This window comes from Virgibacillus dakarensis, assembly GCF_900155625.1.
Classification (GTDB): domain Bacteria; phylum Bacillota; class Bacilli; order Bacillales; family Amphibacillaceae; genus Lentibacillus_C; species Lentibacillus_C populi.
The window spans coordinates 1,643,723-1,655,739 of the sequence record NZ_LT732553.1 but is presented as its reverse complement, the minus strand read 5'-3'; the positions used below and the strand labels follow the sequence as shown (position 1 = coordinate 1,655,739).

Here is a 12,017-nt window from a genome sequence, read left to right as displayed (position 1 = left end):
GTTATTTTTGCCAGAGAGGTGCATTAGCTATGTTACAATGCCCGAATTGTAGAGGAAAAGATATTGGGAAAATTGGTTCACAGCAGTATTATTGCTGGAATTGTTTTATAGAACTATCGATCTCGGACAACAATGAATTGGCAGTACACCAGATTGAAGCGGATGGTTCATTGAGTTCCTTGAATGATTTATTTACCGATGATGAAAGAAGAATACAGTGGTAGTGCTTCGTTACAAATCCATTTTCATGCGAAGGAGCACAAACGATGTTTAAGGAAAAATCTCCACTGCCTTTTCTTTATTGGATCATCACCGGTATCTTTGTATTTTTATTCATCTATTTGCTTGTTAAACTGTTTCCGATCTATGGAGCCGTTTTCTCTTTTCTTTGGCATCTTCTTGCTCCTTTTATCATTTCCTGTTTCATCGCCTATCTTTTATATCCTGTTGTTAAAAAAATACACACTTATCGTGTCCCAAAGGGTATTGCCATTTTATTGATTTATCTATTATTTTTTGGCGGCGCAGGCTATTTGATTTATCGGGTATACCCTGCAGTCATTCATCAGCTTAATGATTTGACCGAACAGCTGCCAGAATTAACAAATATGTATCAGGATTTAATTTACCGGTTATACGAATATACATCTTTTTTGCCTGAAGTGGTACACGATAAGATGGATCAGTTAATCGCCGGTATCGAAGCATCAATGGAGAATTTGCTTGGGAGACTGGTTGCCGGGTTCACAAAGATCTTTGATATGATCATATTTCTTACGGTGATCCCTGTTTTAGTGTTTTACTTTTTAAAGGATTTCACGAAAATAAAAGCCTATGTGAAAAGATGGGTACCAGTAAAATATCATAAAGATACAAGTGTTGTATGCCATGCGATTGATAAAAGTCTGGGAAACTACATCCGCGGACAATTGATTGTTTGCTTATTTGTAAGTCTGGCGACGTTTGTCATTTTTCAGCTTTTACACATTAAATACGCCTTATTACTTGCCATTATTATGGGATTAACGAATATTATTCCATATTTTGGACCAATCATAGGGGCGATACCAGCAGTTGCCATCACCTTTACGATGTCTGCAAAATTAATTATTTTTGTATTACTGGCTATATTTGTGATCCAGCTGATTGAAAGCAATTTATTATCGCCTTACATTGTTGGAAAAAGTATTGCTATCCATCCAATCGCGATTATTTTTGCCCTGCTTTTAGGCGGCGAATTGGGTGGGGTAATCGGTATGATAGTAGCTGTACCGAGTCTAACGATTTTAAAGGTTATTGTAACCTATATTATCAGGGTAAAAGCACATCGTTGACATTTGCCTGGAATTTTTATATTATATGGTGACTACTTGTATAATAATGAACACGCTGAAAGTTCCAAGTACATGAAACCCGAATCTACAAGAGATGGATTCCATTAGCTGCGAGGAATCCTTGGAAGAGGCTCATGGAAGCTAAACTGGAGTGCGGGTAACCCCCGCCGGTACCCACGCCGTTATCGTGAAAAGTGATAAGCGAATAAATTCGTGTATTATAATCGTTTATAATTAGGGTGGTACCGCGAGCATCTCGTCCCTGCATCTGCAGAGATGGGATTTTTTGTTTTAATAAAAAGTTGGATACGGAGGAAAGTAAGATGAAACAATTAAAATCAGAGCAGGTACGTAAGCTTTTCCTGGATTTCTTTAAAGAAAAAGGGCATCGTATTGAACCAAGTGCTTCATTAGTTCCAAAAAATGATCCAACATTACTTTGGATCAATAGTGGAGTCGCAACATTAAAAAAATATTTTGATGGAAGTGTTATCCCGGATAATCCAAGAATTGTCAATGCACAAAAAGCAATCCGGACAAATGATATTGAAAACGTAGGGTTTACCGCAAGACATCATACGTTTTTTGAAATGCTTGGCAATTTCTCCATTGGGGATTACTTTAAAAAAGAAGCAATCGAGTGGGCATGGGAATTTTTAACCGCTGAAAAATGGATTGGGTTTGACCCGGAATTACTATCGGTAACCGTCCATCCGGAAGATGATGAAGCTTACGATATTTGGCTTCATGACATTAAACTTCCGAAAGAACGCATCATCCGTCTTGAGGAAAATTTTTGGGACATCGGCGAAGGACCGAGTGGACCGAATACCGAGATTTTCTATGATCGCGGAGAAAAGTACGGGAACGATCCAAGCGATCCTGAATTATATCCAGGCGGGGAAAATGACCGTTATTTGGAGGTTTGGAACTTGGTATTTTCCCAGTTTAATCATAATCCTGATGATACGTACACACCGCTTCCTAAAAAGAATATCGATACTGGAATGGGTCTGGAGCGGATGGTTTCCGTTATCCAGGACGCACCAACAAACTTTGAAACGGATTTGTTTATGCCGATTATAAACAAGATTGAAGAGCTGGCCAACATTCCATATGGCAAAGCCGAAGCAAGTGATACGGCTTATAAAGTTATTGCCGATCACATTCGGACAGTTGCTTTTGCAATCGGGGATAATGCTTTGCCATCCAATGAAGGAAGAGGATATGTTTTACGTCGATTGTTAAGAAGAGCAGTCCGGTTTGCCAAACAAATTGGCATTGATAAACCATTTATGTACAAGCTAGTAGCGACGGTCGGAAAAATTATGAAGGACTTCTATCCGGAGGTTTTACAACAAAAGGACTATATTGAGACAGTCATTAAAACGGAGGAAGAACGTTTTCACGAAACATTGCACGATGGCTTGGAAATCTTGACTGCCATTATCCAAAAAGAAAAGGAAAATGGCAGTACCGTATTTCCAGGTAAAGAAGTGTTCCGATTGTATGACACGTACGGCTTTCCTAAGGAACTAACCGAAGAGTACGTGGAAGAAGAAGGATTCACGATTGATGAAGCCGGTTTTCAGGAGGAAATGGACGGACAACGGGAACGGGCACGAAACGCCAGGCAAAAGGCAGATTCGATGCAAGTGCAGGATGAGATGTTAAGTAAAATAGATGTGGAAAGTGAATTTGTCGGATATGATCGATTAGCAACAGAAACGACGATCGAAACGATGATAAATGGAAATGCATTGATTGATACCGCAAAATCCGGCGAGAAAATCATGCTGTTTTTAAGAGAAACCCCTTTTTATGCGGAAAGTGGCGGACAGATAGCTGATAAGGGTTGGATTTATTCGGATCACGGCACGGCCTTTGTTGAGAATGTACAAAAAGCACCAAAAGGACAGCACCTTCATCGCGTTACGATAAAGGATGGAGAATTCTGCACAGGGGATAAGGTAAAGGCTGTAGTCGATACCGAGTTCCGCAACATGATTGTCAAAAATCATACCGCGACACATTTGCTGCACCAAGCCTTGAAAGATGTACTTGGTGGTCATGTGAATCAAGCTGGATCACTTGTAACACCGGAGCGGCTAAGATTTGATTTTTCCCATTTTGGCGCAATCAGTGAGGATGAACTGCAGAAGATTGAGCAAATCGTCAATGAGAAGGTATGGGAAGAGCTACAGGTCGTCGTCGATATTATGAAAATTTCTGAAGCAAAAGAAATGGGAGCAATGGCATTATTCGGTGAAAAATACGGTGATATCGTCCGCGTCGTCCAGGCGGGTGACTATAGCATCGAACTTTGTGGTGGCTGTCATGTTCGCAATACGGCAGAAATCGGGATGTTTAAAATTATTTCCGAAACAGGAATAGGTGCAGGGACACGGCGAATCGAGGCGGTAACAAGCAAGTATGCCTATTACTTTACAAAACAAAAGCTAACACTGCTGGATCATGCTGCACAGCTGTTAAAAACGACGGATGAAAAGATTCCTGAACGGATCGACGGATTGTATAAGGATATAAAAGCAATACAAAAAGAAAATGAATCATTAAGCTCGAAATTATCAAACATGGAAGCTTCGTCAATACTGGATAAGGTAGAAGAAGTGGAAGGAATTTCGCTACTAGCACAAAAGGTCAGTGTGAAGGACATGAATCAGCTGCGCAATATGGTTGACGATTTGAAGCAAAAGCTTGGCTCAGGAGTTATTTTACTTGCAGCTGAAAATAAACAAAAGGTACAATTGGCAGCAGGTGTTTCCAAAGATTTAATCGAAAGCGGGTTACATGCAGGAAACTTGATTAAACAGGCAGCAAAGGCTTGCGGCGGTGGTGGTGGCGGACGCCCCGACATGGCCCAGGCTGGCGGAAAAGATCCGCAAAAAATCGCTGATGCATTACAAACTGCAGCACGATATATTAGCGAAAATGTACAATAGGTAAACATCCCGTCTTCAATCTGTTAAAAAAGATATATTATTAACCGCAAACATGTTAGAATAATGATTAAGGTAAAACATGGAACGAGGTGTCACTATGAGCTCTATTGATAAAACGATGAAGTTTAATTTTTCGGAAGAACCATTTGATCAGGATATTAAAGAGATTTTGCTGACGGTTCATGGAGCACTGAAAGAAAAAGGGTATAATCCGATTAATCAAATTGTTGGTTATTTATTGTCCGGTGACCCTGCGTATATACCAAGGTATAACGATGCGCGAAATTTGATCCGAAAAGTCGAGCGCGATGAAGTAATTGAAGAATTGGTTAAATTTTATTTGGAACAGCATCAAGAGGCTGAATAGATGAAAATGATCGGCTTGGATGTCGGCTCCAAAACAATTGGTGTTGCTGTTAGCGATGCTTTCGGCTGGACAGCACAGGGATTGACTACGATTAGATGGAATGAAGAGGACATTGATTCAGCAGACGAGGAACTGGGCGCTATCATCCGTGAACATGAGGTTAATAAGGCAGTTATCGGATTGCCGAAAAATATGAATGGTACAATTGGTGAACGCGGAAAAGCATCTGAACTGTATGCAAAGCATGTTGAGAAGGTTCACCAAATACCTGCTGTGCTTTGGGACGAACGATTAACAACGATTGCTGCTGAGCGTGTGCTGCTGGAAGCAGATGTAAGCCGGAAAAAACGTAAGAAAGTAATCGATAAAATGGCTGCAGTAATGATTTTACAAGGGTATCTTGATCAAAGTAAATAAGGAGGGAAGACATGGCGCTGGAAGAAAAGGAACGAATTATTATTCCTGATGAAAACGGGGAAGAACACTTATTTGAAGTATTGTTCACTTTTGACGTTGATCAAACGAATCAATCCTATATTGCTGTTGTACCCGTTGAACAAAAAGATGATGATGAAGTGGAAGTATATGCATTTCGCTACGAAGAAAAGGATACTGACGAAAATGACCTGTCACTTTTTCCTATCGATTCTGATGAAGAATGGGATATGGTCGAGGAAATGCTGAATACATTGGCGGACGAAGAGGATGATCAATAGTAATTACAAGAGCTGATGTTTTAGAAAAAGACATCAGCTTTTCTATGCTTTCCCTTTTACTTTTGCCATTTTTTATCGAATCATGGCATATTTATATTTTTTTTAGTATAATATACCGGATGGGAAAGGGGGATACTGTATGTTCAGGAAAAAGAATAATGGTAAATATTCGGACAAGCTGATGGAACGCAGTGAAGAAGCGAGGACAGTCCGAAAAATCGTCGCCATAATTATTATCGCGATTGTTCTTATCCTTCTAGTCGGTGGTATCTCAGGGTATATGTATGTTAAATCAGCATTGAAACCGGTTAATCCAGATAGTGAAAAAGAAGTTAAGGTGCAAATTCCAATGGGTTCTTCCACTTCCGATATTGCATCGATACTTGAGGATAAAGGAATAATTAAAGATGCACGTGTATTCCGCTTTTACATAAAGTTTCAAAATGAATCAGATTTTCAGGCAGGGGATTATACTTTTTCGCCATCCATGACATTGGATGGTATTATAGAGTCATTAAAAAAAGGAAAAGTATTGAAAGAGGCAATTTATACAGTTACGATTCCAGAGGGGAAAACAATTGATCAAATTGCCGACATTTATGCTAAAAAACTGCCGATTTCTAAGAAAGATTTTCTAAAAAAAGTAAATGATCCCGACTATGTCAATCAATTAATCGATTTATATCCAGAGGTACTATCAGAGAAAATTTTGGACCCGGATATTCGAACACCTTTGGAAGGCTATTTATTTGCAGCAACCTATAATTTTTATGATGAGGAGCCAACTATCGACTCCGTTGTGCAAAAAATGCTGAAAACAACTGTCAAAGCTGTTTCACCTTATTTAAATGAAATTTCCGAGCAAGATTTTACCGTTCATCAAGCAATTACGATGGCGTCATTGGTGGAAAACGAGGCCCGAACAGAGGAGCAGCGAAAAAAAATTGCCGGGGTTTTCTATAACCGGTTAGATGCTGGAATGCCTCTGCAAACAGATCCGACTGTTTTATATGCACTTGGTAAACATAAGGATAAAGTATTACTGAAGGATCTGGAAGTTGAATCACCATATAACACGTATTATGTTGACACATTACCGATTGGTCCGATATCGAATTTTGCTGAAAGTTCATTAAAGGCTGCACTGGAACCAGAAAAATCGGATTATAAATATTTTTTGCATGATGGTAACGGACATATTTATTACGCTAAGACGCATGAAGAACATTTACAATTAAAAGAGAAATATATTAAGTAAAACTTCATTAGAGCGGGTCAATCGGGCCAGAGAGAAAGATACCAAGGAAATACCATACAGCGGAAGTGTGAACCCAGATTTCACATTTCCTGTTTTTTTACTGATAGAGGATGTTCAAAAAGTCACCAAATGATAAGCGGCGAATCGTGTCGTTGGCAGTGAAGGATCTTCTGCTAAGCAGAAGTCAGCACTTCCTGTGCAAGCCCGCTCTTCATGTACCTTTTTATGTACACTCCGGTGCCGGGAGCTACTCCGCCTCGACCTTCAAGACTCAGGTTCGGCGACTTTTTGAACACGCACTGATAGTAATTTATTAACAGGAATGGCGATACCAGCTCCAGCGCTCAGCGGCTAGTGTGCTTTTCTTGTTTGGAAATGAGGGTTTGGAATGATAAATGAGAACCTGACCAACTATTTAATACAATTATTACCTGCTCAAGAAAATTGGGTGGTCGAATTGGAACGGCAGGCAACAGAGGAACATGTTCCGATCATGGACCCGGTTAGCATGCACTTATTAACACAAATCATCCGGATACAAAAGCCGGAACGGATTCTGGAAATTGGAACCGCTATTGGCTATTCCGCATTACGGATGCTCCAAGCTAATTCTGAGGCAACGGTTGTTACAATCGAACGGGATTGGTCTCGTTATCGAAAGGCAATTGCCAATATAAAAAAATTGGAAAAACAGGATAAAATAGACGTTATTTTTGGAGATGCACTTGAAACAGCAGAGAATATAACAGCGAAAGGTCCATTTGATTTGTTGTTTATTGATGCTGCTAAGGGACAATACGAACGCTTTTTTACGTTATACAGTCAAACAGTTGCAAAAGGTGGCCTAATTATTACTGATAATGTATTATTTAAAGGGTATGTCGAAGAACCAAGCAAAGAACATCCCAGGTTTACAAAGCTTGGCCAGAAAATACGGCATTACAATGATTGGCTAATCAAAAACCCCGATTATATGACATCCATTGTTCCGATTGGTGATGGAGTTGCCATTAGCATTAAAAAATAGGAAGGGAGCATGTTAATCCATGCGTGAAAGACCAGTTGTTATCGGGGTTGCCGGGGGGAGCGGCAGCGGGAAAACCACTGTAACCCGTTCCATTTGCCAGCGCTTTTCCGATAAAACAATACTTGTTATTGAGCAGGATTATTATTATAAAGATCAAAGCCATCTGCCGTTCGAGGAACGTTTAAACACAAATTATGATCATCCGCTCGCATTTGATAATGACCTGCTTATTCAGCATATACACGATTTAATGAAGCAAAAGCCGATTGAAAAGCCTGTATATGATTACAAGCTCCATACCCGGTCCAATAAGGTAATACCGGTAGAACCGAAAGAAGTTATTATTTTAGAAGGTATTTTGATACTGGAAGATCCACGGTTGATTGACTTGATGGATATCAAAGTATTTGTTGATACAGATGCCGATGTCCGGATTATTCGTCGTCTCCTAAGGGATATTAAGGAACGGGGGCGAACACTGGATTCCGTTATTGATCAATATATTAACAACGTAAGACCGATGCATTTGCAATTTGTTGAGCCAACAAAGCGCTATGCTGACATTATTATTCCAGAGGGTGGCCAAAATCACGTTGCAATCGATATTATGGCTACCAAAATAGAAACGATTTTGTCGAGGAATCGTTTAAACAAACAAGGGAAAAGTATTGAAAATTTACATTAAATCTGCCATAGTAATGGTTAGCATATTATTTTAGATCAACTGGTAACTGCCAATAAGGCGTTAATACTTGTCCATTTCCAAACAGACAGGTAAACGGATGCGCATTATTCTGAAGCTTTACCCATATGGGTACACCAAACATATCTGTGTTACCGATTTTTCCATTGCAGAATAAAAAGGAGTGTTTTCAATGGCTATAGAGAAAAGTTATTACATGACACAAGAGGGGAAAGAGAAGTTAGAAGAGGAATTACATTATTTAAAAACGGAAAGAAGACAAGAGGTTGTCGAAAGGATCAAAGTAGCACGAGGTTTTGGCGATCTGTCGGAGAACTCTGAATATGACGCCGCGAAGGATGAGCAAGCATTTGTTGAATCCCGGATTACCCAGGTGGAAAAAATGATCCGTAATGCTGTAATTATTGAAAATGATAATGACAATCCGAATATCGTTTCATTAGGGAAATCTGTTACGTTTGTTGAATTGCCGAATGGCGAAGAAGAAACATACCAAATTGTTGGAAGTGCTGAAGCAGACCCGTTTGAAGGAAAAATTTCCAATGATTCGCCAATGGCAAAAAGCCTGCTTGGACACGAAATTGGCACAGAAGTTACCGTCTCAACCCCTGGAGGCGACATTCAGGTTAAGATTACTAAAGTTGAATAGGTGGAATATACAAAAGCGGGACAGCCCCGCTTTTCTTAAATTATCATATAAATTTCTCATACAAAATATGATATGATAGTAGGGATAAGTGTGGGAGGTTGAGTTTTTGGTTAACAGTAATAAATATTCACGGGTTAATAAATTTGAAAAACGGCGAAAAAATACGAAGCTGCTGTCCATTATGCTGGTCATTGGGGCATTATTAGTAATTGTGCTGATCGGCACGTTTATTTTTGGTGGCAACGATGAAGCGGAAGAGCCAAATGACAAGACTAATCAAACAAATGAGGAACAAGCGGACAAGCCTGGTGATAGCAGTGCAGATGATGAATCGAATACCGAGGAACAAAATCAGTCTGACGATGAGGAATCGGCTGCAGATGATTCAAATGAAAACGACTCGGATAATCAAAATGTTGAAACAGAACAAGTTGAAACGGATGATGAAAACGTAGTAAAAGCTTATACAGGTAATTGGCAGCCAATTGGCACGGAACAACAGGGTCCACATACAACAAATTATAATGAAGGAACTCAGGATCGAGCGGAGATGGAAGAAGCGGCCAGAGTAGCAACAGGTCTGGAAGAAGGAAATATGACGACATGGTGGCTGGAACGCGGTGGTGAACAGCAAGTCATTGCTACCGTTTCTGATAACGACGAAACGAAAACGTACCGTGTATATTTAACATGGGTTGATAATGAGGGCTGGCAGCCGACAAAGGTTGAAGAGTTAAAAGAAAATGATCAAAAACACCGATTTCAGTAAGCAGGAATCACCATTTTAAGCTTTGTTAAGTGGACATAATTAAAAAAACAGCCGACGATTAATAGGAGGTGTCCTGGTGACAATTGGTATCATCGGAGCAATGGAGGAAGAAATTGCGATTTTGCTGGGAAATATGGAGGATCAGAAAGAAATAACAGTTGCCAATTGCTTATTTATCGAAGGAAAATTATGTGGCAAAGACGTTGTTTTATTGAAGTCAGGAATTGGTAAGGTTAACGCTGCAATGGCGACTACCATTATGCATGAGCGCTTTCAGCCATCACATGTGATTAATACCGGATCGGCTGGTGGGTTTGCCAGTGATTTGGAAGTTGGTAACGTTGTTATTTCAACTCAGGTAGTACATCATGATGTTGATGTAACGGCATTTGACTATGCATATGGACAGGTTCCGGGGATGCCAGCGATGTTTGCTGCAGATACTGGATTGATCACATTAGCTGTAAAAGCAATGAATGACTTGGATATAAAAGCAAAAACGGGGATTATCGCGACTGGAGATTCATTCATGGACGATCCTGAGCGTGTTGCATTTGTAAATAAAAAATTTCCAACTATGATTGCTGCTGAAATGGAAGCCGCTGCAGTAGCACAGGTTTGTCATCAATATAAAAAACCATTTGTTATTATCCGGGCGTTATCAGATATTGCCGGAAAACAATCATCCATTTCTTTTGATGCTTTTTTGGAACAAGCTGCAAAGCATGCATCTAAATTAGTCATGATGATGGTTAGCCAGTTATAACGCAATCCATGATTTACCTCCCTTGTTCCCTATTAATCTATGTTATGATGCATAATAGAGGATGTTCAAGAATGCACCAATTGATAAGCGGTGACTTTTGAAAGGATAGGGTATAAAAACCGGCAGGTAGTAAATATTTAAATCGGCTACCTCGCCGATTTCTTTCAATCCGACCTCTGGCTTCTGACATCCAGAAAGACGCGTCAGTGTTTTTCTTACACGTACTAATAGGGAAGGGGAATGTATGATGGATCCTAAAATGAAAGAACTTGAAATAAAACTAAAAGACTATCGACGGTTTATTATGACACTGCTGATCGTAAGTATTTATTTATATATGGGTTCGGTAATGGATACGTATATTCAATCAAAAGGTGATGGTGCGATTTTAACCGGACTTTCCTTTGCAATGACAGCAGCCGCAACATTATTTGTTTTAAAATATCGAAAGCTGAAATTACAATTAGAGGATAATAAGCGCGTATGATTTTATGATCAACGCGCTTATATTATCGTCTTGAAGTTACAGCCAGGTGAGCTGTGGTACAAGCTCTGGCGAGAAAGAGATAGTCTGCGCAAAGTGGATGTGGAAGACTCTTTTATCCACGTCGTTCATTGCGGAAATATTCATGAAAGACTTTCATTAAGGCCCTCTTTTCAATCCGTGATACATAACTCCTCGATATATTTAATTTTTTTGCTATTTCCCTTTGCGTTAGTTCCTTATAGTCGTTAAGCCCATACCGATAAATGATCACTTCTTTTTCTCGGCCGGTGAGGATAGACAAGTAATCTTTCATTTTGTCAATCTCCATATTTAATTGAATATATTCAATAACGTCAGTATTTTCAGCTTCTAAAATGTCGATTAAGCTTATTTCATTTCCTTCTTTATCCTGGCCAATAGGATCGTGTAATGACACATCTTTTTTCACCTTTTTCAAAGCACGTAAATGCATCAAGATTTCATTCTCAATGCATCTCGCGGCATAGGTAGCAAGCTTTGTTCCCTTTTCTACAGAAAAACTTTCAATCCCTTTAATTAATCCAATTGTTCCGATTGAAATCAGATCCTCCATATCCTCGCCGGTATTTTCAAATTTCTTGACAATATGAGCAACCAGCCGTAAATTATGTTCAATTAATTTGTTTCTCGCATTTTCATCTCCATCTTGCATTTGTTTAATGTACTTCGCTTCGTCCTCTGGCGGAAGCGGTTGTGGAAAGGCATGATTTTTCACATAGGATACAAAAAATAGTGCCTCTTTAACAAGTAAAGCTAGCACACTCAGAATTCCTGACAAACACATGCACCTCCTAAAATGATGGCTGGGCTTTTGCCTATATAACATCCATATGAGGATTGCAGTTAAATAGTGTCTGTCCTTAAAGGAGAAAATTAAAAAGCGGCTTTCCAAAAAGCCGCTTACGATGTCCAGCTCCAGCGCTCAGCGGCTAGTGCAAT

At 39.6% G+C, this 12,017-nt stretch carries 14 protein-coding genes and 1 other annotated feature; of the genes, 13 read left to right on the top strand and 1 reads right to left on the bottom strand.

What is annotated here, in order from left to right; all coding sequences use genetic code 11:
* Positions 1 to 29: 29 nt before the first annotated feature.
* The 13 genes from CZ382_RS08410 (at position 30) to CZ382_RS08350 (ending at position 11,039) form a co-directional block, all read left to right on the top strand.
* Positions 30 to 224, top strand: coding sequence for a hypothetical protein (locus tag CZ382_RS08410; RefSeq protein ID WP_088050732.1), 195 nt, complete (start codon positions 30 to 32; stop codon positions 222 to 224).
* A 42-nt stretch (positions 225 to 266) separates the two neighbouring features.
* Positions 267 to 1,334, top strand: a complete 1,068-nt coding sequence (locus CZ382_RS08405; protein ID WP_088050731.1) for an AI-2E family transporter — start codon at positions 267 to 269, stop codon at positions 1,332 to 1,334.
* 46 nt (positions 1,335 to 1,380) lie between these two features.
* Positions 1,381 to 1,601 (top strand) — a binding site (T-box leader).
* Positions 1,602 to 1,657: 56 nt separating this feature from the next.
* Positions 1,658 to 4,297 (top strand): alanine--tRNA ligase, encoded by a 2,640-nt coding sequence (alaS, locus tag CZ382_RS08400; protein WP_088050730.1) that lies wholly within the window; start codon positions 1,658 to 1,660, stop codon positions 4,295 to 4,297.
* Between the two features lie 97 nt (positions 4,298 to 4,394).
* Positions 4,395 to 4,664, top strand: a complete 270-nt coding sequence (locus tag CZ382_RS08395) for an IreB family regulatory phosphoprotein (protein WP_088050729.1) — start codon at positions 4,395 to 4,397, stop codon at positions 4,662 to 4,664.
* Complete coding sequence (ruvX, locus tag CZ382_RS08390; RefSeq protein WP_088050728.1) at positions 4,665 to 5,081, top strand: Holliday junction resolvase RuvX; 417 nt, start codon at positions 4,665 to 4,667, stop codon at positions 5,079 to 5,081.
* Between the two features lie 11 nt (positions 5,082 to 5,092).
* Positions 5,093 to 5,380 carry a DUF1292 domain-containing protein gene (locus CZ382_RS08385; RefSeq protein WP_088050727.1) on the top strand — a complete coding sequence of 96 codons (288 nt, stop codon included), beginning with the start codon at positions 5,093 to 5,095 and terminating at the stop codon, positions 5,378 to 5,380.
* A 139-nt stretch (positions 5,381 to 5,519) separates the two neighbouring features.
* Positions 5,520 to 6,638, top strand: coding sequence for an endolytic transglycosylase MltG (mltG, locus tag CZ382_RS08380; protein WP_088050726.1), 1,119 nt, complete (start codon positions 5,520 to 5,522; stop codon positions 6,636 to 6,638).
* Positions 6,639 to 7,026: 388 nt separating this feature from the next.
* Entirely contained in the window at positions 7,027 to 7,665 is a 639-nt protein-coding gene (locus tag CZ382_RS08375) for an O-methyltransferase (protein WP_088050725.1), read from the top strand.
* A 19-nt stretch (positions 7,666 to 7,684) separates the two neighbouring features.
* Positions 7,685 to 8,350, top strand: a complete 666-nt coding sequence (udk, locus tag CZ382_RS08370; protein WP_088050724.1) for a uridine kinase — start codon at positions 7,685 to 7,687, stop codon at positions 8,348 to 8,350.
* A 190-nt stretch (positions 8,351 to 8,540) separates the two neighbouring features.
* Positions 8,541 to 9,017 (top strand): transcription elongation factor GreA, encoded by a 477-nt coding sequence (greA, locus tag CZ382_RS08365; RefSeq protein ID WP_088050723.1) that lies wholly within the window; start codon positions 8,541 to 8,543, stop codon positions 9,015 to 9,017.
* Between the two features lie 106 nt (positions 9,018 to 9,123).
* Positions 9,124 to 9,786, top strand: coding sequence for a YrrS family protein (locus tag CZ382_RS08360; protein ID WP_088050722.1), 663 nt, complete (start codon positions 9,124 to 9,126; stop codon positions 9,784 to 9,786).
* A 76-nt stretch (positions 9,787 to 9,862) separates the two neighbouring features.
* Complete coding sequence (gene mtnN / locus CZ382_RS08355) at positions 9,863 to 10,552, top strand: 5'-methylthioadenosine/S-adenosylhomocysteine nucleosidase (RefSeq protein WP_088050721.1); 690 nt, start codon at positions 9,863 to 9,865, stop codon at positions 10,550 to 10,552.
* A 244-nt stretch (positions 10,553 to 10,796) separates the two neighbouring features.
* A complete protein-coding gene (locus tag CZ382_RS08350; protein WP_088050720.1) occupies positions 10,797 to 11,039 on the top strand; it encodes a YrhC family protein in 243 nt (80 codons plus the stop codon).
* Between the two features lie 112 nt (positions 11,040 to 11,151).
* On the opposite strand, the gene sigK is transcribed toward CZ382_RS08350, so the two are convergent.
* A complete protein-coding gene (gene sigK / locus CZ382_RS08345; protein ID WP_088050719.1) occupies positions 11,152 to 11,856 on the bottom strand; it encodes an RNA polymerase sporulation sigma factor SigK in 705 nt (234 codons plus the stop codon).
* Between the last annotated feature and the right edge of the window lie 161 nt (positions 11,857 to 12,017).